Origin of the sequence: Streptomyces sp. NPDC019443, from assembly GCF_044389785.1 — a bacterium.
Lineage (GTDB): Bacteria > Actinomycetota > Actinomycetes > Streptomycetales > Streptomycetaceae > Streptomyces.
The window spans coordinates 326,975-348,413 of sequence record NZ_JBIRYJ010000001.1; the positions used below are offsets into that span (position 1 = coordinate 326,975).

Consider the following 21,439-nt stretch of genomic DNA (forward strand, 5'->3'; position numbering starts at 1 on the left):
GAAGGCGGCCGCGCGTCACTCACAGAACGGAGCCGTTGTGGTTGCCCTTCTCTCCGCTTGCAGCCGTCTCACGGTGTTCCCGCTGGAGGGCTTGACCGTCGCGTACACCACGAGGTCGAGCGACTCCCGCGGCCTCGGGGATGTTGCGATCGTGGGCGTCGTCGAGCCGGACAGTGCGACCGGCGATCACATGTGGCGGCTGGCCGCGAGCATGTACACCAACCCGCCACCGAGCCAGGCGCAAGCCCGGTGGATCCTGACCCAGTGCACCAGGGCCCGCACCGTCCGGGCGCCCACGTACCGTGATCTGCCGGATGCGAAGTGGACCGGTGACCTGACCCGCGAGTTCCACCTCGATGCCCTCTTCGCGAACCACACCTGCCTGCGCACAGGGCGTATCACCATCGAGTGACGCGCCATGCCCTAAGCCGCCCCGGCCTGCCACTCGTCCCCCGTCGTGGGGCAGGCTGGGGCAGCGAACGGTCCCCGAGCGCGTACGCGTGTCCACGCTCGGGGGCCGTGGCGTTCTACGCTTCGCTAATGAGCGGGATCGACTGGGGCGACGCCCCGACTGGGTCGCCGGCGCTTTCGCAGCAATAGCGGCGTACTACACAAGAGCGGGTAGTCTCGCCGCGGCACTCGAACTGGCAGCTGCCGGGTTCGGGCTCTCTTTGGGCAAAGTCCTGATCAGTGACTCAGACCCGCTCCGTTCGGCAGGTGTCGAGAGCCAGGCTGTTGACCGCGAGTCGTGCTGGATCGTCCTCGGAGCCGTCGAGCGATGGTTCATCTTCAGCGGTTGGTCCAAGGGAGTCCAGCTGATCTCGGGTTCGACACCGGATCTGGGAGAGATGGCCCGGGCTCTTGCAGCTTGGCGGGACGGGCCGAGATCCGAGAGATCCGCGTAGCGGCCCCGTTCGTCGAGGTGACCGAGCTGGCGGAGGCCCACGAACGCGGTCCCCGCGAGGCCGTCGCCATGAAGTGGCGCCTACTCCTGGATGACCTGCGCCACGAAGCAGAGAGGCTGGGGCACGCGCAGTCGATCTTGAAGGTTGCCGAGGCGGCGCATGCGGAGTCGACGCTTCGCCAGCTGTATCCGTTTGCTAGCTCGGCCATCCGCCGCCGTCGCCACGGCCGCGTAGACGGCCCGCTACTCTCCGTTCTGGCCAGCGCTCGCAGACGGCGCCGCAGCGGCAAGGCTCTTGTAGGCCGGCGCCCGGGATCGTAAGAGTCCGCCCGGATCGGGGCGTGGCTGATATCTCCCCAGATTCTCCCCAGCGGCCTCAGGCGCTCCGTCGGAGCCTGAGATCGGGGCTGCACCTCCTCGCGGCGGCGCCTCTCACGCCGATCAGAGCCAGTGGCGACGCTTGAAGATGAAGTACAGGCTCACACACACGACCGCCATCAGACAGATCGCGAACGGGTAGCCGAAGTCCCAGCTCAGCTCCGGCATCGTCTCGAAGTTCATGCCGTAGATCGTGCCGACCAGCGTCGGGGCGAAGAGAATGGCCGCCCAGCTCGAGATCTTCTTGATTTCCTCGTTCTGCTCGAAGCCCGCCTCCGCCAGCGCCCGCATCTCCGCGTTCTGCTGCTGCGTCACCAGCGTCGCGTTCACCGTGAGGATTTCCGTGAGCGCCTGGCGGAAGCCGTCCACGCGCTCGCTCGTGTGCGTGACGTGGTCGGCGACGTCACGGAGATAGCGCTGCAGCTCCTCGTCCGTGCCGTACTTGGCGAAGCCCGCCATCAGGGCGTGCAGCATGCCGACCAGAGGGCGGGTGGCGCGCTGGAACTCGACCATTTCGCGGGAGAGTTCGTAGATACGGCGGGAAACCTCGGGGTCGCCGCTGAAGACCTCGGTCTCGATCTCGTCGATGTCGTTCTGCACGCCCGCCACCACCGGGGCGTAGCCGTCGACCACGGCGTCCAGGATCGCGTACAGCACCGCCTCCGGGCCGAGGGCCAGCAGCTCCGGGGTCTCCTCCATGCGGCGGCGAACCGCGGACAGGTCGGGGGCCGCGCCGTGGCGGACCGTGATCAGGAAGTCCTTGCCCAGGAAGACGTGCAGCTCGCCGAACTCGACCTCCTCCTGGGCGTCGAGATAGCGGGCGGCGCGCAGCACCACGAACAGGGTGTCGCCGTACCGTTCGAGCTTCGGGCGCTGGTGGGCCTCCAGGGCGTCCTCGACGGCGAGTTCATGCAGGTCGAACTCGTCGGCGAGCGAATGGACTTCGGCCTCGGTGGGGCGGTGCAGCCCGATCCACGCCATGCCGTCGGGGAACTCGCGCAGCTTGCGGAAGGTCTCGGCGAGCGAGTCGGGCGTCGCGACGCGGTTGCCCTCGCGGTAGAGCGCGGCCTGGACGACGCTGCCCTGGTCCTTGTGTACGGGTGCGGGGGCGGCAGGCTCGGCGGTCGCGGGAGCCTTTGACGGCGGGCTCGTGGGCGGCAGGGGCCGGCGGCGCCATTGGTGCTTCTTGGGGGACAGCGGCATCGCGGGTCTCACCTCCACATCGAACCCATAACGTGCACCCTTGCGGCTTCGGAGCAGGATATCCGCGTCGAATTGCCCCGGCATGACGGGGCAGGGACAGGGCTCCCTCATTGCGGACAGGAGTTGTCCGCAAGTATGAGTAGCGTGTGGCGCATGGCCTCGAAGACGACGTATCCCCTACTCGGCAACCGCGCCCTCAACCGCGCAACGCTTCAGCGTCAGCTCCTGCTGCGCCGCGCCCCCAGGTCCGCGATGTCCGTCAAGGGCGCCGTCGAGCACCTCGTCGGCCTTCAGGCGCAGAACGTGAAGCCGCCGTACTTCGCCCTCGCGGCCCGGCTGGACGGCTTCGACCCCGCAGAGCTTTCCGCGCTGATGGCATCCCGCGAGGTCGCGCGACTGGTCACCATGCGTTCCACCATCCATACGCACACCGCCGAGGACTGCCTCACCCTGCGGCCGCTGGTCCAGGCCGCGCGCGACAGGGAGCTCAAGCAGTTCCGGTCGGGCCTGGCCGGAGTCGATCTTGCCCGCCTCGGCGCCCTCAGCCGTGAGCTGGTCGAGGAGCAGCCCCGGACCATGAAGGAGCTGCGTGAGGCGCTGCTGAGACAGTGGCCGGACGCCGATCCGTTCGCCCTGTCCGTCGCCGCCCGCTGCGTACTGCCGCTGGTGCAGGTCACCCCGCGCGGCCTGTGGGGCAGGAGCGGCCAGGTCACGCTCACCACCGCCGAGCATTGGTTCGGCCGGTGGGCGGAGCCCGCGCCCGCGCCCGACGCCACCGTGCTCCGCTACCTCGCGGCCTTCGGCCCCGCCTCCGTCAAGGACATGCAGATCTGGTCCGGGCTGACCCGGATGCGGGAGGTCTTCGAGCGGCTGCGGCCGCGGCTGGCCGTCTTCCAGGACGAGAACGGCGTCGAGCTCTTCGACCTCCCCGACGGGCCCCGGCCGGACCCCGGGACCCCGGCGCCGCCCCGCTTCCTGCCCGAGTTCGACAATCTGCTGCTCTCGCACGCAGACCGCAGCCGCCTCGTGCCCGAGGAGTACAAGACGAGCACCTGGAAGGGCAACCAGGCGTACTCGACCCTCCTCGTGGACGGCTACCTCGCCGGGATCTGGCGACTGACCGAGACCGATGAGACCGCGACCGTGACCGTCCAGGCCTTCGGGACGCTGACCCGCGCGCAGCAGGGCGCCGTGGCCGAGGAGGGAGAGCGGATGCTCACCGCCATGTCCTCGGCCACCGCGTACGACATCCGCTTCGGGACCTTCAGCGAGTAGCGGGAAGCGGGAGTCAGTCCGCGCGGCCCGTCGCCGCCACCGTCACGCCCAGGCCGATCATCGCGAACCCGCCCGCGCCGCCCACCATCGACAGTCGGCGCTCCGAGCGGGCGAACCAGCCGCGCGCCGCCGCCGCGCCCAGACCCCAGAGTGTGTCCGTCACCAGGCCGATCGAGATCGGGACCAGGCCGAGCAGCAGCATCTGCGCGGGCAGATGGCCCGCCGAGTGGTCCACGAACTGCGGCAGCACCGCGGCGAAGAAGACGATGCCCTTGGGGTTGGTGACGCCTACCAGGATGCCGTCCACGACCGTACGGACATCGCCGCGCGCCGGTCCTGCCGGGGCGGCCATGTCCGAGACCTTCATGTCCTTGCGGTGCCGGAAAGCCTGCACACCGAGGAAGACCAGATACGCCGCGCCCGCCAGCTTCACCGCCATGAACACCGTGGCCGACCGCTCCACCAGCGCGCCGACGCCCAGCGCGACGGCCACGACCAGGACGTACGAGCCGAAGACATTGCCCAAGGCGGTGGCCACCGCCGTCCGGCGGCCGTGGGCGAGAGCCCGGCCGATCACGAAGAGCACGCTCGGCCCGGGATCACGATCACCAGCAGGGACATCGCGGCGAATGCGATGAAACGGTCCGTCGACACCATCCCGTCATTCAACGCGATGCCCGGCTGGGCGCATAGAGCCGCGGTCTCAGCCGCTGAGGCGATTGAGGAGTGGCGTCCGGGGCGAAGCCCCGGTTTCGGGAAGGGGCGGAGAGGGCAATCCCCGCCGGAGGCGGCTACGGCAGCAGCCCCGCGCGCCGCGCCGCCACCACCGCCTCCAGTCGGGTGTGCGTCCCCAACTTCCGCATCGCGGACCGCAGATAACCCTTCACCGTCTCCGGCTTCAGGCCGAGCCGCTCGGCCGCGGCCGCGTTCGTCGAGCCCGCCGCGACGCACGCCAGCACGTCCAGCTCGCGCGGCGTCAGCGTGACCGTGTACTCGCGCGGCCGACCGCCCGCCGCGGTCGCCAGCCGGCCGCAGACCGACAGCAGCGTCTCCCGCAGCGCCTGGTCGACGATCCGCGGGGCCAGCGCCCGCAGCTCGCCGTGCGCCTCGCGGACCTCCTCCCACGCCCCGGGACCCGCCACCGGCTCCCGCGCCGCCGCCAGCAGTCGCTGCACCTCGTCCCGTACGACCAGCGCCTGCTCCACATCGCGCGCCGCGGCCACCGCGGCGTCGAAGGTCCTCTCGCCCATCGCCATCGGCTCACGCAGCGCGCCGTAGAGCACGCCCCGTACCTTGCGCCGTACGACGACGGGCACCGCGAGCACCGAGCGCAGCCCCTCCGTCGCGACCGCCGCGTCGTACTCGTGGCTGATGTGCCGCGCCGAGCGGTAGTCGGTCACCGCGCACGGCCGGGACAGCGCGATGGACTTGCCGCCGAGGCCGTTGCCCGCGCATATCGCGAGGCCCCGCAGCGCGCCCGTCGCCGCGCCGCTCAGTTCGGCGATCCGCAGCCGGCGTGCGTCGTGCAGCAGACCGCCGAAGGCGACCGGCAGCCCGGTCGTCCGGCGCAGCCGCAGCAGCGCCGCTCGCATCTCCACCGCATCGGCCGGCTCGTGCACGTCCTCTTCCTCCGTGCTGGGTCACCCCCGTACGGGGGTGGTGAGACCTGAGTCACTGATTACACGATGTCGGTAGCCGGTCCCGCAATGAGGAGGACACATGACTTCAGGCAGCGCGACGGAAAGTTTCCGGGCCGCCCGGGACTTTCTGCTGGAGCACCGGGAGGACTACGCGACGGCGTACGACGGCTTCGCCTGGCCGCGGCCCGAGCGCTTCAACTGGGCGCTGGACTGGTTCGACGAGATCGCCACCGGCAACGACAGGACCGCGCTGCACATCGTCGAGGAGGACGGCCGCGAGATCACCGTCTCGTTCGGTGAGATGTCCGTACGCTCGAACCAGGTCGCCAACTGGCTGCGGGCCCAGGGCGTACGAGCCGGGGACCGGATCCTGGTGATGCTCGGCAACCAGCAGGAACTGTGGATGATCGCGCTCGCGGCGATGAAGCTGCGGGCGGTCGTCATCCCCGCGACCCCGCTGCTCGGCCCGCTGGACCTCAGGGACCGGATCGAACGCGGACGCGCCCGGCACGTCATCGTGCGGGAGGCGGACACCGCCAAATTCGCCGAGGTGCCGGGGGACTACACCAGAATCGCGGTGGCGGACCGGGGCGCAACCGGCGTGCCGGGCTGGCTCGAATTCGAGGGGGCGTTCTCCGCGCCGGACGACTTCGAGCCCGACGGTGTCACGCACGCCCACGACCCGCTGATGCTCTACTTCACCTCCGGCACGACCGCCCGTCCCAAGCTGGTCGAGCACACCCATCTCTCGTACCCCGTCGGCCACTTGGCGACCATGTACTGGATCGGGCTCAAGCCGGGCGATGTGCATCTGAACATCTCCTCGCCCGGCTGGGCCAAGCACGCCTGGTCCAATCTCTTCGCGCCCTGGAACGCCGAGGCGACCGTCTTCATCCACAACTACACGCGCTTCGACGCGGCCCGGCTGATGGCGGAGATGGACCGCGCGGGAGTGACCAGCTTCTGCGCCCCGCCCACGGTGTGGCGGATGCTGATCCAGGCGGACCTCGGCCAGCTGCGTACGCCGCCGCGCGAGGTGGTCGCGGCCGGAGAGCCGCTCAACCCCGAGGTCATCGAGACCGTACGACGCGAGTGGGGCGTCACCGTCCGGGACGGGTTCGGGCAGACGGAGACGGCCGTGCAGGTCTCCAACAGCCCAGGTCAGCTGCTGAAGGCCGGCTCAATGGGCCGTCCGAGCCCCGGCTACCAGGTGGTGCTCCTGGACCCGGTGACGGGCGAGCCGGGCGCCACGGAGGGCGAGATCTCGCTGGATCTGTCCGGCCATCCGGTCGGCCTGATGACCGGGTACCACGGCGACCCGGAGGGTACGGCCGAGGCGATGGCCGGCGGCTTCTACCGCACCGGCGACATCGGCGCGCGCGACGCCGACGGATACATCACCTACGTCGGGCGCTCGGACGACGTCTTCAAGGCGTCCGACTACAAGATCTCGCCGTTCGAGCTGGAGAGCGCGCTGCTGGAGCACGAGGCGGTGGCGGAGGCCGCGGTGGTGCCCGCACCCGACCCGGTGCGGCTCGCCGTGCCGAAGGCGTACATCGTGCTCGCCGAGGGCTGGGAGCCGGGCCAAGACACGGCGAAGCTGCTCTTCGAGCACTCGCGCTCCGTCCTCGCCCCGTACAAGCGCATCCGCCGTCTTGAGTTCGCGGAGCTGCCCAAGACCGTCTCGGGGAAGATCCGCCGGGTCGAGCTGCGCGAGCGTACGGCCGACGGCTCGGCCGCCGAGTACGACGAGGGGAACCTGCGGTGACGCTCTCCTACACGCACGGCACCGGCACGACGGCGCTGCTCGGTGACACCATCGGCCAGAACCTCGACCGGGCGATCGCGGCTTATCCCGACCGCGAGGCGCTGGTCGACGTGCCCGCGGGCACCCGCTGGACGTATGCCGAATTCGGCTCGGCGGTGGACCAGCTGGCGCGCGGGCTGCTCGGGACCGGGGTCGCCAAGGGCGACCGGGTCGGGATCTGGGCGGTCAACTGCGCCGAGTGGGTGCTCGTGCAGTACGCCACCGCCCGGATCGGCGCGATCATGGTGAACATCAATCCGGCGTACCGGGCGCACGAGCTCGAGTACGTACTGAAACAGGCCGGGATCTCGGTGCTGTGCGCATCGCAGCGGCACAAGACCAGCGACTACAGGGCACTGGTGGAGCAGGTGCGCCCACGCTGCCCCGAGCTGCGGGCCGTCCACTACATCGAGGACGGCTCCTGGGACGTGCTCCTGGACGCGGCCGGTACCGTCACCGACGAGCAACTGGCCGCCCGCGAGGCCGAGTTGTCCTGCGACGACCCGGTCAACATCCAGTACACCTCGGGCACCACCGGCTTCCCCAAGGGCGCGACGCTCTCCCACCACAACATCCTCAACAACGCCTATTTCGTGGGGGAGATGATCGCCTACACCGAGCAGGACCGGATCTGTCTGCCGGTGCCCTTTTATCACTGCTTCGGCATGGTCATGGGCAATCTCGCCGCCACTTCGCACGGCGCGTGCATGGTCATCCCGGCCCCCTCCTTCGATGCGACGGCCACCCTCAGCGCGGTCGCCGAAGAGCGCTGCACCTCGCTCTACGGCGTCCCGACGATGTTCATCGCCGAGCTGAACCTCGCGGACTTCGCCTCGTACGACCTGTCCACCCTGCGCACCGGAATCATGGCGGGCTCGCCCTGCCCGGTGGAGGTGATGAAGCGGGTCGTCGCCGAGATGAACATGGCGGAAGTGTCGATCTGTTACGGCATGACGGAGACCTCGCCGGTCTCCACCCAGACCCGGCGCGACGACGATCTGGAGCGCCGCACCGGCACGGTGGGCCGGGTGCTGCCCCATGTCGAGGTCAAGATCGTCGACCCGGTCACCGGTGTGACCCTGCCCCGCGGGGAGGCCGGTGAGCTGCGTACCCGCGGCTACAGCGTGATGCTCGGCTACTGGAACGAGCCGGAGAAGACCGCAGAGGCCATCGACGAGGGCCGCTGGATGCACACCGGCGACCTGGCGGTGATGCGCGAGGACGGCTACGTCCAGATCGTCGGCCGGATCAAGGACATGATCATCAGGGGCGGTGAGAACGTCTATCCGCGTGAGATCGAGGAGTTTCTGTACGGCCACCCCAAGATCGCGGACGTTCAGGTGGTCGGCGTCCCCGACGAGCGCTATGGCGAGGAGATCCTGGCCTGCGTCGTCCCCCGCGATCCCGCGGACCCGCCGACCCTGGACGACATCGCCGCGTTCTGCCGGGAACAGCTCGCGCACTACAAGATCCCGCGCCGTCTCGAGATCCTCGCCGGCTTCCCGATGACGGTGAGCGGGAAGGTCAGAAAGGTGGAGCTGCGCCGGCGGTACGGCTCGGCGGAGGAGAGCCGGCGAGCTCCCGGCGCATGCACACCCGCGGCCAGTGGTCCAGGCCGTGCCGAGCCTCCGCGCGTCTGATCTCCCGCAGTCCTTCGGTGAGTTCGGCATCGGTCAGCGAGCGGAAACCCAGACGTGTGTAGTAGGGCGCGTTCCACGGGACCTCGGCGAAGGTCGTCAGGGTGAGGGCCGTCAGCCCGTCGGCGGCCGCACACGCGGCGAGGTGGTCGATCAGGGCGCTGCCGAGCCCCCGGCGGGCGGCGGCCGGGTGGACCGAGACCTGCTCGATATGGGCAGCGCCGTCGACCGTGTCGGAGATCAGATACGCGACCGGACGGTCGGCGGCGTCGGCCGACACCCAGGCGTGGCCCAGGCGGTGGTAGCGCTCCAGCAGGTCGAGCGCCGGGGGCTCGTCGTCGGCGATCACCGCCATGCCGAGGCCGCGGAAGGGCTCGCCGGCCGCCCTCTCGATGTCCTGGAGCAGGGGGAGTTCGGCGAGTGCGGCCGGTCGGATACGCATATGGGGAGTATGGCCCAGCCGTTTCAGGCCCCGCAGCCCGCGCCCCCGAGGCGTCGTGACGTCGTGGCGAGAGCCGTGTCAGACGCCGGTGGAGATGAGTTCGTCCGCCGGGCCGTTGACCGGCTGCGGGCTGCCCGTGAGGTCCATGACGAAGAGCGGGATGCCGAGATCGTCGGCGCGGGACCTGGCGTCGTCCGCATACCCCGCGAGTGAGAAGAAGACGCTCGACGCCGAGATGCTCAGCCCGTTCAGCCACAGGCACTCGACATCGCGCAGCGTGGCGGGGCGGGTGGACGGGTCGACCTGGGCGACCAGGCCAGGGCCGCGCAGATCTATACCGGACGAGGGCCGGACCTCCGGCTGCACGACGTCCCGGAACCCCAGCCACTTCAGATAGAGCGCGGCCGCGGTCACCGCGTCCCGCGCGGTGCGGATCGTGACCGGGCGGAAAGAGGGGCGCACCACGGCTGTCGCGGTGCTCGGCAGTCGGATGTGCGACGGGCGTGCCGCCAAGGACGCCGTCGAGTCGGGCGCGGCCGGGGCGGGGGCGCTCACCGGGCGGACCGGGACGCGCAGCACCGTGCCGCACAGGCAGCCGAGCTCCGGCTGTGGCCACTGGTCCTGGCGGCCGCACTCCTGGCAGCGGACCGTCACCCAGTCGTCCGTCCAGGTGCGGTGCGTGATCGGCTCCGCGGGGGCGGCGCGCAGCAGCGGCGGGGCGATCGGGGCGCCGCACGCGCACGGATAGACCTGCGCTGCGTACAGATGGTCGCGCCGGCAGGACGGACAGCGCACCCGCACGGTCTCGGCCACCGCGGGTCCCCCTTCCCCTCGTACTGGCGTACATCGTCCACCAAGCGCAAGGCCTTGGGGAGGGACTTCGGCCATCCCTTGACGCCGTTCCGTACGCGTCCTACATTACTTCCGTATAGCAGAACTATACTTCCGCATTACGGAATCGAAGCTCTCGAGTGACGCGAAAGAGTCCGACTCCGCCTGGCCGAAGCAGGAGCATCCATGCCTCGTATGACCGCTGCCCGAGCGGCAGTTGAGATCCTCAAGCGCGAAGGCGTCACGAACGCGTTCGGTGTGCCGGGCGCGGCCATCAACCCCTTCTACAAGGCCCTCCAGGCCGTCGGCGGCATCGACCACACGCTTGCCCGCCATGTCGAAGGCGCCTCCCACATGGCGGAGGGCTACACCCGCGCGGGCGCCGGCAACATCGGTGTCTGCATCGGCACGTCGGGCCCGGCGGGTACCGACATGATCACCGGCCTGTACTCCGCCATCGGCGACTCGATCCCGATCCTGTGCATCACCGGCCAGGCGCCGACCTCCGTGATCCACAAGGAGGACTTCCAGGCCGTCGACATCGCCTCGATCGCGGGGCCGGTCACCAAGGCCGCGACGACAATCCTGGAGGCCGCGCAGGTCCCCGGCGTCTTCCAGCAGGCCTTCCACCTGATGCGCTCGGGCCGTCCGGGACCGGTCCTCATCGACCTGCCGATCGACGTGCAGCTGACCGAGATCGAGTTCGACCCGGAGACGTACGAGCCGCTGCCCGTCTACAAGCCGTCCGCCACCCGCGCCCAGATCGAGAAGGCGATCTCCTTCCTCCTGGAGTCGGAGCGCCCGCTGATCGTCGCCGGCGGCGGCATCATCAACGCCGACGCCTGCGACCTGCTGGTCGAGTTCGCCGAGCTCACCGGCACGCCGGTCATCCCGACCCTGATGGGCTGGGGCACCATCCCGGACGACCACGAGCTCAACGCCGGCATGGTCGGCCTGCAGACCTCGCACCGCTACGGCAACGCGAACTTCCTGGAGTCCGACTTCGTCCTGGGCATCGGCAACCGCTGGGCCAACCGCCACACCGGCTACAAGCTCGACGTCTACACCAAGGGCCGCACATTCGTCCATGTGGACATCGAGCCCACCCAGATCGGCAGGATCTTCGCCCCGGACTACGGGATCGCCTCCGACGCCAAGGCCGCGCTGGAGCTCTTCGTCGAGGTGGCTCGCGAGCTGAAGGCCGCGGGCAAGCTCCCCGACCGCGCCGAGTGGGCCGCCGCCACGCAGGAGCGCAAGGCCACGCTGCACCGCCGTACGCACTTCGACAACGTGCCGCTGAAGCCGCAGCGCGTGTACGAGGAGATGAACAGGGCCTTCGGTCCGGAGACCCGGTACGTCACCACCATCGGCCTCTCCCAGATCGCCGGCGCGCAGATGCTGCACGTCTACAGGCCGCGCCACTGGATCAACTGCGGCCAGGCGGGCCCGCTCGGCTGGACGATTCCGGCCGCGCTCGGCGTCGCCACCGCGGACCCGGAGTCGCCGGTCGTCGCCCTGTCCGGCGACTACGACTTCCAGTTCATGATCGAAGAGCTGGCGGTCGGCGCGCAGCACCGGATCCCGTACGTCCATGTTCTGGTGAACAACTCCTACCTGGGCCTGATCCGGCAGGCGCAGATCGGCCTGGACATCAACTTCCAGGTCAACCTGGAGTTCGAGAACATCAACGCCCCGGAGCTGGGTGTCTACGGTGTCGACCACGTCAAGGTCGTCGAGGGTCTGGGCTGCAAGGCGATCCGGGTCACCGAGCCGGACCAGCTGCTGCCGGCCTTCGAGGAGGCCAAGAAGCTGGCCGCGGAGTTCCGGGTGCCGGTCGTCGTGGAGGCGATCCTGGAGCGGATCACCAACATCTCGATGAGCACGACGGCGGACATCAGCAATGTCGTCGAGTTCGAGGAACTGGCCACGGAGCCGGGCCACGCGCCGACGGCGATCAAGCCGCTGAATGTCTGACGTACCTGCCGCCGGGGGCTGCTCGGCGTTTCAGGACACCCGGCTTCGCGCATGCGGCCCGTGCGCAACAGCCGGTCACTGTGCGACCGCGGGAATGCCGAAATCGCCGTTCAGGGCGGGCACGTTGCTCTAGGGTCGGGTCCCGGGTCAATGAGAACAGTGGGGGCTGCGGTGGCGCGGGTTGTTGTCGTGCACGGCATCGGCAAGGAGTTCTTGGGCCCGGAGACGATGCGCGTGGTCGTCGGCCCGGCGCTCAGGGACGGGGTACGGCTGGCGGGAGGGCCACACCTTCGGGATCGGGACGTGGCGTGCGCCTTCTACGGCGATCTGTACTTCGAGACGGGCACCCGGGGCACGGAACTTGACCTGCCCTCGTGGGACGAGTCGGACGTCGAGGACGGCATTGAGGCGGAGTTGCTGGCCGCGTGGTGGGAGCAGGCCGCGCGGGTAGATCCGGCGGTGACCGGGCCTGACGAGGACGGTACGCGGGGACTGGTCGGTTATGGCGCCTCGCGACTGCTGCTGTTACAGCGGGTGCGGGAGGCGCTGGACGCGCTGGCCGGCTCCCGGTTCTTTGGCAAGGTCTCTGACCGGCTGCTGATCTTCGCCCTGAAGCAGGTCCGCCGCTATCTGACGGAGCCTGAGCTGCGCGAAGCGGTACGCAGGCGGCTGACCGAGGAGATCGCCGACGAGACCAGCGTGCTGGTCGCCCACTCCCTGGGCTCGGTCGTGGCGTACGAGGCGCTGCACGCGAACCCGGACTGGCCGGTGACCGACCTGGTGACACTCGGCTCCCCGCTGGGCCTGCGCGGCATCGTCCACGACCGGCTCGATCCGGCGCCCGTCGGCGGGGTTGGGCTGTGGCCGGGCGGCATCCGCCGCTGGACCAACATCGCCGATCCGGGTGACATCATTGCCCTCCCCGACACCCTCGCCGACCACTTCCGCCCGCGCGAGGGTGAGCTGCGCATCACCGACCTGCCGATCACCAACGGAACGCGGATGCATGACCTCACCCGCTACCTGACCGCCCGTAAGACGGGCGAGGTGATCACCAAGGGCCTCCTGGACTCGGCCTGTTCGGAAGGCGAGGAGAAGCGGTGAACGAGCACACCGTGAACCGCCGCCTCCTGATCGCGGTGGGGGCTTCCACCTACAGGGACGACGCCATCAAAGACCTGCCGGGCGTCGCGGACGACGTACGGCGGGTATGCGCGTTACTGGAACCGATGGGATACGAGCGGGTGCTTGCGGGGCTGTCCGAGAACCCCGACAGTCGTGCCCTGCCCGAAGGCATCGAGGACTGGGCGCTGGAAGCCGATCTCGGTCCGCACGACGTCGTGGTTGTCTATTTCGCCGGCCACGGCACCAAGGCCGCCGACCGCCACTATCTCCTGTGCGGTAATACCAACTACGGCCGGTGGACCACCGCCTTGGCCAGCGAGGACCTGTGCCGACCGCTATTGACCAGTCCGGTGGGCCATCTGCTGGTGATGCTGGACACCTGCTACGCGGGCGCAGGGGCCGAGAACGTCTCGGTGCTAGCGGCGGAGCTGGCGGGGGCCCAGCGCAGGGCGGCGGGCCGCTGGCTCCTGGCCGCCGCCCGCGGCAAGGAGAAAGCCAAGGAGAACGCATTCGTCGACGCCCTCACTGATGTACTCAGGCATCCCCGAGCGAGCGCCCACCAGGAATTCCTCGGGGTGCGGGAGGTCACTGAACGGATCAACGCCCACTTCCGCACCGCCCACAAGGCAGCCCAGCACGCCAGCCACTCGGCAGTCGACAGCGACGGCTACGCTCCGTTCTTCCGCAACACGGCCCATATCCCCGGCCTGCCCTGGAACGACCTCGACGTCGAGACCCTGACCCGCCTGCGCAAGCAGAGCCGGGGGCATTTCGGACCTCGGGGCCGGGGCCTGGAACACGCGGGGCAGCGCGGTGACTACTTCACCGGCCGCACCGCCGCCCTCAACTCCCTGGCCTCCTGGCTCCGATCCGACCGCCACGACCGCAGAGCCAAGGTGGTGACCGGCGACCCCGGATCCGGCAAGTCCGCCCTGCTCGGACGGTTGCTGATGCTGACCGAAGCCGACCATCCGTCCCGTAGTGGTACCCCGCGGAACGCCCTACCCCCGCCCGGCCTGGCCATCGTCCCCCTGCACGCCCGCCGCACCACCGCCGAGGAGCTGGCCGCTGAGCTCGCCAAGGTGCTGAACCTGCCCAGCACTGACCGCGATGACCTCCTGCAGGCACTCGGCGAGCGCACCGAACCGGTCACCTTACTCGTGGACGCCCTCGACGAGGCCGGTACCGCGGGCGACAGCAGCGAGGGCATGCGGGTCGCCCGCGAACTCCTCCAGCCGATGACCAGCCTGTCCGCCGTCCGGCTGATCATCGGCACCCGCCGCCCTGTGATCCCCGCGCTGGGCCGAGCGGTGGACGTCATCAACCTGGACGACTCCGAGTACATCACGCAGAGCGACATCACCGACTACGCCCGCAGTCTCCTGCTTGAGGCCCAAGACCCGGACAGCCGCTCCCCTTACCGGAACCGGCCTGCACAAGCCGCCATGGTCGCCAAGGGAATCGCGGAGCGCGCGGGCAGGTCGTTCCTGGTCGCGCGGATGACCGCGCGGGCTGTCGTGGACGGCCGGATCACGGTGGACACCACCCGGCCCGGCTGGCAGAACGCCCTGCCCAGCGACGCGGGCCAGGCCTTCGCCGCGTACCTGGCCCGGTTCGGCCGCGACAGGGAGAAGGTCGAACGCCTGCTGCGCCCGCTCGCCTACGCCCAAGGTGCCGGGCTCCCGTGGTCCACCCACTGGTCTGCCATCGCCGAAGCCCTCTCCGGAAGACCCTGTCCTGAGGAGGATTTGCACTGGCTCCACGAGAACGCCGGCTCCTACGTCGTCGCAACGGGCACCGCGGACACCTCCGCCTTTCGCCTCTTCCACGAGACGATGGCCGAGCACCTGCGCACCCCAGGCCATGACAGGGAAGCTCACGCCGCCATCACCAGGGCGCTCCTCGCCCAGGTGCCCCACGATCCGCGCAGCAGCGGCCGGGACTGGCCCGCCGCAAGCCTCTATATCCGCGACCACCTCGCAACCCATGCCGCTGCCGCCGACGTCCTTGACCCGCTGCTCCACGACAGCGACTTCCTGATCCACGCCACCCCCGGCCCCCTGACGCACGCCCTCCCCAACGCCCGGTCACCCGAGGGCCGGCTACGCTGCGCGATTTACCGGGCCTCCGCTGACCAGCACGCTCGCGTCACCTCCGAGGCACGCCGCGACATCCTGGCCATCGACGCGGCACGGTACGGCGAACGCAGTCTCGCCGCGGAGCTGGCAAGGGGACGCCCCTGGGGACCACGCTGGGCCACCGGCACTCTGGTGCACCCCGCCCTCATCATCACGCTATCCGGCCACACCGGCCCGGTGACAGCCGTCGCGTGCACCACGATCGACGGCCGCCCCCACGCCATCACCACAGGCAAGGACGAAACCGTCCGCGTGTGGGATCTCACCGATGGCACCACACGGACCACCCTCCCCGGTCACACGGGCCGGGTTAGCGCCGTCGCCTGCACCACCATCAACGATCGTCCCTACGCCGTCACCAGCGGCGACGACACCACAGTCCGGGTGTGGGACCTCGCCAACAGCACGCAGCAGGCCACCCTCGCCGGCCATACCAACTGGGTGAACGCCATCGCCTGCACCACGATCGACGGCCACCCCCACGCCATCACCACCAGCAGCGATCACACCATCCGCGTGTGGGATCTCACTGATGGCACCACACGGACCACCCTCACCGGTCACACGGCCTGGGTACTCGCCGTCGCCTGCACCACGATCGACGGCCGCCCCCACGCCATCACCACCAGCGCCGACACCACAGTCCGCGTGTGGGATCTCACTGATGGCACCACACGGACCACCCTCACCGGTCACACCAACTCGGTGTTCGCCGTCGCCTGCGCCACCATCGACGGCCGCCCTCACGTAGTCACCACCAGCGCCGACACCACAGTCCGCGTGTGGGACCTCACCAACGGCGCCCAGCACGGCACTCTCACCGGTCACACCAACTGGGTGAACGCGATTGCCTGCGCCACCATCGACAACCGCCCCCACGCCGTCTCCGGCAGCGCCGACTACACCGCCCGCGTCTGGGATCTCACCTCCCGCACTCAGCGAATCCTTACCGGACATACCAACTGGCTACGCGCCGTCGCCTGCACCACCATCAACGACCGCCCTCACGCGGTCACCACCGGCGACGACCACACAGTCCGCGTCTGGGACCTCACCGAGCAGACCTCGGTCATCACTCTGACCGGTCACACCAACTGGGTGTTCGCGGTCGCCTGCACCAGCATCGACGGCCGCCCCCATGCCATCACCGGCAGCGGCGACCAGACCGTCCGGGTATGGGACCTCACCGATGGCACCGAACGAACTCTCATCGGCCACACCAACTGGGTGAACGCCGTTGCCTGCACCACCGTCCACGACCGCCCCCACGCCGTCACCGGCAGCGCCGACTACACCGTCCGCGTGTGGGATCTCGCACACGACACCCCGCACGCCATCCTCACCGGCCACACCGCCCCGGTGCGTGCTGTCGCCTGCGCCACCATCGACAACCGCCCCCACGCCGTCACCGGCAGCGCCGACCACACCGTCCGCGTCTGGGACCTGACCGACGGCACCGCACTTGCCACCCTCACCGGTCACACCAATTCGGTGCGTGCTGTCGCCTGCGCCACCATCGACAACCGCCCCCACGCCATCAGCACCAGTGCCGACCACACCATGCGGATTTGGGATCTGACGGGCAATCGGCTCACCGCCGCGCTCGCACTGCCACTGCCTGCGGATGCGGTGGCCGCCCTCGGGCGCGACATAGTGATCGGTATGCGGAACGAAGTCGTCGTCCTCACTCGGCGGCACTGAGCCCAGCGTGCAGTCAAACCAGATGATCTTCCCATCCCATCAGTCATCCGCTCCGCGCCGCACTTGTCGGCCACGGACGCGCGCAGCGCCAGCCCCCGCCTCGACTGGTCAAGCGCGGGACCCATCCAGCCGTTAGCAAACTCGGGGAAGGGCTGCCTGATCTCCACCCGCACCCGTCGTCCAGATGCAGCCCGTACATACCGCTGGGCACATATGCAGCGCAGGGGCGCGCTGAGCATCGGTCACCACTGGTGGCGGTCAACGCAATCCGGCAGATCCAGTACCCTCAGCGAACCAGGCCAGCCCCCCAACCGCGCCCCGTCCAGCGCCTCAAGTCGAGGAGTACGTGACGCTGCTGCCGCCTTCAGCAGCCGCATGAGCCCTCTGACGGCCGAGTGCGCCCGGTGGCGAACGTCGTCACGCGTACCGGTCTCCCCGCTCCATCGGCAGGCGAGCCCGATCACGAAGTATGCGGGCTGCTCATGCGGTCCTGTCCGCCAAAGAATGGCCTCACCTTCGTCCTCAAGTGCCAGCACCTGCCTGATATTTCTGAGCGTAAACTGACTCAACGGCAGCGAGCACAGCGTGATGGCGCAGATGCGCAGACCAGCCGCCTCCAGCATTCGGACGGCCTTGCGCGGAGTCGAGTAGCTTCCGATGGTGAGCGCGAGACCGCTGCGCAGCGAGCGGCAGTGTTCGATGATCGCGGGGACCAGATTCAGACCGTCCGTTCCCCCGCCAATGGACGAGAGCGGTTCGCCCACCTGAGCGGAGAAGGGGACGTACGGCGGATTGCTGGTGATGATCAGCGGTCGGGGAAGAAGGTTTGGCGCCGTGGCCAGTAGTTCCTCGGCGGAGAGAACGGAGAAGTCACCGCAGGCGAAGGTCACCTTGGACCTGCCTTCCTGGGAAGTGTAGTGCTCGGACGCCCACGCGACCGTCTCTGGCCCGTGGTCCACACCGTGCACCCGTGCGCCGGCGCGAGCCATCGCCGCCGCTGCTGCGCCGCTGCCCGAGCCTAGGTCAAGAACGCCGCATCCTTGGGTGATGAGGTCCCGGGCCGCCCAGATGCCGGTCTCCGTATCGGCTGGATCGAAGAAGACCCGTGCGGACGTGGGTTTGACGAGATCGTCTTCCTGAAGGTGCTGATAGTCCGGGACACGTGGGACATTGAGCATGGCAACCTCGATCCGTGCGCGGGGATGATCAGCGGCGTGGTGCGACCGCCCATTCAAGGATGGCCATGGCGCTGGCCAGCTTCATGGACGCCTGGGTCCACGCCAGTGACCGGGCGCCGTCCAGGACCTCGCCGCTGACCTCCTCGCCCCTATGGGCGGGGAGGTCATGCATGAACGATGCGCTTGGCCAGCGGTCCAGCAGTGCGCTGTCCACATGGAAGGGGCGGAACGCCTCGCGCCAGGCCGGGTCCACCTTGTGCGTCCCCGTGGTCTGCCAGCGGGTTGTATAAACAACGTCCACCTCCTCGGGAGCCAGCGCCAGGTCGTGAATCTGCTGGATGACTCCCCCTACCGCCTCCGCCCGCCGGACCGCCACTCGCAACTCGCTTTCCGGCATGCCATATCCGGCAGGAGTGGCGAAGGTGATCCGGGCATCTGGTATCACGGCGAGGACGTGGGCGAGGGCCACCGCAGTGTTGTTGCCTTCCCCCACGTAGAGCAGGCGCACACCGGCCGGATCACCGAAAACCAGGCGAAGTGTCGCGAGGTCGCACACACCCTGGCTGGGGTGCTCCTGCGCCGCCATGGCGTTGATCACCGGGATACGGCCCTGGCGTGACAGCACTCGGAGATCGTCCATGGGTCCGGCGCTGCGGATGACCAGGGCATCGAGCATCGAGCCGAGTACCCGTCCGGTGTCCTCCAGCGCCTCCCCGGTGTTCAGTTGCAGATCATTCGGGCCAAATGGGACAGCGGTGCCACCGAGGCGAACGACGCCGACGGTGAAGGCGGTGCGGGTACGCGTCGACGTCTTGGCAAACAGCACGCCGACGACCCGGCCGTCCAGCGGACGGGCGTGGGCGTTCCTGTCGTGGAACAGCTCGACCGACCGTGTGGAGAGTTCCCTGATCAGTGCTGGCTCCAGGTCGGCTAGCGAGAACAGCCCGTGCTCGGGGACCTGGCCCGGCCAGGCGTGGGGGTTGTCCATATGGCCTTATTCGGGAGGATGGCCCGTCCATGACTGGGCGAGTCCGGGATTCTGACAGCGTCAGTTGCGGAGGGATCAGTACAACGTGAGGACCTGACCGATCCCGCGGCCGATCGCGATCTGGTGCACCGCGCTCAGCAACGCCACGTCCAGGACTGACATACCGAACGGGTTGCTGATGACACGCCCCCAGGACGGACGGATCGCCGGCCGCATACCGGTCAGGACCTGGCCGAGGGTGCCGTTCAGTACCCGCCTGGACATCGCTGTGCCGACGTCCTGGTCCGCGCTGATCCGCCCCTCGCGGATCAACCGTCCTAGAATCCGCCGGTGGTTGTCCGTCACCAGTTCCACGTCGTCCACATGCAGGCCCTGTGCCGTCTCGAAGGCGTCCGACAGCAGGTCGGCCAGGGAAACATGAGCGACAAACGTGCCCGGAGCCAACCAGTCGGCAGAGAGGTAACCACTGCTCGTCGTGGTGGTGGTCACGACCACACTGGCAGCATCCACCGCCGTCCGCGCACTGCCGTAGGTTCGTGCCGCCAGTTGCGGGTGGTGCCGCTGGATCCAGTCCACCAACGCCCGCGCGCGCGTCGGCACGCTGTCGTACAGGTGGATGTCCACAGCCTGCGGGAACTCGCGGCTAAGAAGGTCGATACGCGCTCGGGCCAGCGTTCCACAGCCGACTATGGATACGGCATGGAAGCCACGGGGGCCAAGGTGGCGCAGGCCGACCATCGTGTACGCAGCCGTTCGGATCGCGCTTAGCCACCCCGATTCGGCCAGTGCCCGTGGACGTGCGGTCTCCGGATCGAAGACCATGCTGAGCCCGGCCGCCCGCTCCCGGTCGTGCGCGGGATTGCTGACCGCCGCGTTGATTAGCTTCACACCGATTAGTGGAGGCCCCTTGCCTGAGTCGATCACGCCGAGCATGGCGAGTGCACGGCAGTAGGCTCCTTCGCTGTTGGTCCACGGCAGGTAGCACTCGGGAGGCAATGTGACGCATTTCCGAGCGTGGCGTTCCAGCACCCGAGTCACGACGGCGCACAGGTCCGCCTCAGCCAGGCATGCCAGGACCGCGTTCCGGTCGAGAAACAGAAGATTCTCAGTCATGGCACTTTCCCCTTGCCGCGGTTGACCGGACCGGACAGAGCGTCGAACTGCGGTGGGCCGACAGCGGTGACCTCGACCCCGCGAGCGATGTCCACCTGGGCGAGCCGCTGACGCCAGTGCGCGGAGTAGACGGTGTCGAGATAGTGCTCCACACCGTCCGGGCACAGACAGGCCACGCTGCTGCGCCGGGGCACCGTGCGGAAGAGGCGCAATGCTGCCGCAACCAAGGCACCCGAGCTCGCCCCCACGCCGATGCCGGTGGACTCCAGCAGCCACACGCACGCGCTCACCGCTTCCTCAGGAGTGACCCGTAAGGCCAGCCGGTAACCTGTAGGGAGGAACACCGACTGCTGGCTCGCTCCGATCCCGGGCAGCAGACGTGGGCCGCGTTCCCAGCCAAGGGCGGCTGAACCGACCACGTCCACGCCTATCAGTTCCCAGTCGGGACTGGTGGCGACATAGTCGCGGAAGCCGGCCAGCGTGCCCGCCGTCGAGACCGCCACCAGGACGCTCATCGGTCGCCGGGGAAGCTGCGCCCGCAGTTCAGGAGCTGTGCCGGAGGCGTGGGCCCGCGGATTGGCTGGGTTGGTGTACTGGTTCGGCCACACCAACTCCGGTTGATCACGCATGCGCTCCCGGATGTAGCTGAGCCTGGTGAGGAGATATCCGCCCGTACCGTCAGGTTTGTCGACTGTGACGGTACGTCCACCAAGCGCCTGGATTGCCGCGACGACCGGCTCGCTGCTTCGGGGGTCCACGACCGCCGTGAACGGCACTCCTTGCTTTGCAGCCAACGACGCGAGAGCGAGTCCCAGGTTGCCGGAGGTGGATTCGATGATCTCGGCTCGGGGGCCAATTCTGTTACTGACGTCCTGCCACAGGGCAAGTGCGACACGTCCTTTGACTGAACCGTGCGGGCCATATGACTCCAATTTCAGCCAAAGCCTGGCCGGAAAGCCATTGATGGTAAGTCTCAGCCCGACAATCGGCGTGCTGGCCACGCTGATACCCTGGCCCTCACCTGGGCGTTGCGGCCGCCTAAAAGCCATTCCCCCCACCCCCGTCCATCTCATCATTCGCGCCCGCGCGCCGACGCAAACATTGA

Annotated in this window: 16 protein-coding genes and 1 pseudogene; 8 read left to right on the forward strand and 9 right to left on the reverse strand. The window is 68.9% G+C overall.

All coding sequences use genetic code 11. The features are described 5' to 3' along the window. The first annotated feature begins 37 nt into the window (after positions 1-37). The gene (locus ACH492_RS01485; RefSeq protein ID WP_398981605.1) at positions 38-412 is read left to right on the forward strand and encodes a hypothetical protein; all 375 of its coding nucleotides are present in this window, start codon (positions 38-40) and stop codon (positions 410-412) included. Positions 413-973: 561 nt separating this feature from the next. Continuing rightward, the gene (locus ACH492_RS01490; protein ID WP_398983230.1) at positions 974-1,225 is read left to right on the forward strand and encodes a DUF6193 family natural product biosynthesis protein; all 252 of its coding nucleotides are present in this window, start codon (positions 974-976) and stop codon (positions 1,223-1,225) included. Between the two features lie 120 nt (positions 1,226-1,345). Here ACH492_RS01490 and ACH492_RS01495 read toward each other — a convergent pair whose 3' ends face one another. After that, positions 1,346-2,485: a magnesium and cobalt transport protein CorA gene (locus ACH492_RS01495; protein WP_398981607.1), complete on the reverse strand. Its 1,140-nt coding sequence runs from the start codon at positions 2,483-2,485 to the stop codon at positions 1,346-1,348. Positions 2,486-2,638: 153 nt separating this feature from the next. Between ACH492_RS01495 and ACH492_RS01500 the strand changes: the two genes are divergently transcribed. Beyond that, positions 2,639-3,760, forward strand: coding sequence for a winged helix DNA-binding domain-containing protein (locus tag ACH492_RS01500; RefSeq protein WP_398981609.1), 1,122 nt, complete (start codon positions 2,639-2,641; stop codon positions 3,758-3,760). A gap of 13 nt (positions 3,761-3,773) precedes the next feature. On the opposite strand, the pseudogene ACH492_RS01505 reads toward ACH492_RS01500, so the two are convergent. Continuing rightward, positions 3,774-4,417: pseudogene (locus ACH492_RS01505) on the reverse strand (LysE family translocator). Between the two features lie 134 nt (positions 4,418-4,551). Then, the gene (locus ACH492_RS01510) at positions 4,552-5,379 is read right to left on the reverse strand and encodes a response regulator transcription factor (RefSeq protein ID WP_398981611.1); all 828 of its coding nucleotides are present in this window, start codon (positions 5,377-5,379) and stop codon (positions 4,552-4,554) included. 100 nt (positions 5,380-5,479) lie between these two features. Here ACH492_RS01510 and ACH492_RS01515 point away from each other — a divergent pair, with 100 nt between their 5' ends. After that, a complete protein-coding gene (locus ACH492_RS01515; protein ID WP_398981612.1) occupies positions 5,480-7,168 on the forward strand; it encodes an AMP-binding protein in 1,689 nt (562 codons plus the stop codon). Beyond that, positions 7,165-8,847, forward strand: coding sequence for an AMP-binding protein (locus tag ACH492_RS01520; RefSeq protein ID WP_398981614.1), 1,683 nt, complete (start codon positions 7,165-7,167; stop codon positions 8,845-8,847). The genes ACH492_RS01515 and ACH492_RS01520 overlap by 4 nt, the downstream gene beginning before the upstream one ends. On the opposite strand, the gene ACH492_RS01525 is transcribed toward ACH492_RS01520, so the two are convergent. Beyond that, positions 8,732-9,286, reverse strand: a complete 555-nt coding sequence (locus ACH492_RS01525) for a GNAT family N-acetyltransferase (protein WP_398981616.1) — start codon at positions 9,284-9,286, stop codon at positions 8,732-8,734. The two genes, ACH492_RS01520 and ACH492_RS01525, sit on opposite strands and share 116 nt — an antisense overlap. 78 nt (positions 9,287-9,364) lie before the next feature. Further along, positions 9,365-10,099 carry a hypothetical protein gene (locus tag ACH492_RS01530; protein ID WP_398981618.1) on the reverse strand — a complete coding sequence of 245 codons (735 nt, stop codon included), beginning with the start codon at positions 10,097-10,099 and terminating at the stop codon, positions 9,365-9,367. 213 nt (positions 10,100-10,312) lie between these two features. Between ACH492_RS01530 and gcl the strand changes: the two genes are divergently transcribed. From gcl to ACH492_RS01545, 3 genes are all read left to right on the forward strand, one after another. Next, on the forward strand, positions 10,313-12,091 hold the full coding sequence (gene gcl / locus ACH492_RS01535; RefSeq protein WP_398981620.1) for a glyoxylate carboligase: 1,779 nt from the start codon (positions 10,313-10,315) through the stop codon (positions 12,089-12,091). 171 nt (positions 12,092-12,262) lie between these two features. After that, complete coding sequence (locus ACH492_RS01540) at positions 12,263-13,195, forward strand: antibiotic ABC transporter ATP-binding protein (protein ID WP_398981622.1); 933 nt, start codon at positions 12,263-12,265, stop codon at positions 13,193-13,195. After that, positions 13,192-17,055, forward strand: a complete 3,864-nt coding sequence (locus ACH492_RS01545; RefSeq protein WP_398981624.1) for a caspase family protein — start codon at positions 13,192-13,194, stop codon at positions 17,053-17,055. The genes ACH492_RS01540 and ACH492_RS01545 overlap by 4 nt, the downstream gene beginning before the upstream one ends. Before the next feature lie 242 nt (positions 17,056-17,297). On the opposite strand, the gene ACH492_RS01550 is transcribed toward ACH492_RS01545, so the two are convergent. The 4 genes from ACH492_RS01550 to ACH492_RS01565 form a co-directional block, all read right to left on the reverse strand. Further along, complete coding sequence (locus ACH492_RS01550) at positions 17,298-18,233, reverse strand: methyltransferase domain-containing protein (protein ID WP_398981626.1); 936 nt, start codon at positions 18,231-18,233, stop codon at positions 17,298-17,300. A 28-nt stretch (positions 18,234-18,261) separates the two neighbouring features. Then, complete coding sequence (locus ACH492_RS01555; protein WP_398981628.1) at positions 18,262-19,221, reverse strand: ornithine carbamoyltransferase; 960 nt, start codon at positions 19,219-19,221, stop codon at positions 18,262-18,264. Positions 19,222-19,296: 75 nt separating this feature from the next. Continuing rightward, positions 19,297-20,334, reverse strand: a complete 1,038-nt coding sequence (locus ACH492_RS01560; protein ID WP_398981629.1) for an ornithine cyclodeaminase — start codon at positions 20,332-20,334, stop codon at positions 19,297-19,299. Next, on the reverse strand, positions 20,331-21,335 hold the full coding sequence (locus tag ACH492_RS01565; RefSeq protein ID WP_398981631.1) for a pyridoxal-phosphate dependent enzyme: 1,005 nt from the start codon (positions 21,333-21,335) through the stop codon (positions 20,331-20,333). Before ACH492_RS01565 ends, ACH492_RS01560 begins: the two co-directional genes overlap by 4 nt. Between the last annotated feature and the right edge of the window lie 104 nt (positions 21,336-21,439).

Excerpts from the sequence above, each read along its gene's own strand:
- ACH492_RS01550 (WP_398981626.1), bottom strand. The coding sequence starts at position 18,233 with ATGCTCAATGTCCCACGTGTCCCGGACTATCAGCACCTTCAGGAAGAC.
- ACH492_RS01500 (WP_398981609.1), top strand. The coding sequence starts at position 2,639 with ATGGCCTCGAAGACGACGTATCCCCTACTCGGCAACCGCGCCCTCAAC.
- ACH492_RS01555 (WP_398981628.1), bottom strand. The coding sequence starts at position 19,221 with ATGGACAACCCCCACGCCTGGCCGGGCCAGGTCCCCGAGCACGGGCTG.
- gcl (WP_398981620.1), top strand. The coding sequence starts at position 10,313 with ATGACCGCTGCCCGAGCGGCAGTTGAGATCCTCAAGCGCGAAGGCGTC.
- ACH492_RS01560 (WP_398981629.1), bottom strand. The coding sequence starts at position 20,334 with ATGACTGAGAATCTTCTGTTTCTCGACCGGAACGCGGTCCTGGCATGC.
- ACH492_RS01525 (WP_398981616.1), bottom strand. The coding sequence starts at position 9,286 with ATGCGTATCCGACCGGCCGCACTCGCCGAACTCCCCCTGCTCCAGGAC.
- ACH492_RS01515 (WP_398981612.1), top strand. The coding sequence starts at position 5,480 with ATGACTTCAGGCAGCGCGACGGAAAGTTTCCGGGCCGCCCGGGACTTT.
- ACH492_RS01495 (WP_398981607.1), bottom strand. The coding sequence starts at position 2,485 with ATGCCGCTGTCCCCCAAGAAGCACCAATGGCGCCGCCGGCCCCTGCCG.
- ACH492_RS01490 (WP_398983230.1), top strand. The coding sequence starts at position 974 with ATGAAGTGGCGCCTACTCCTGGATGACCTGCGCCACGAAGCAGAGAGG.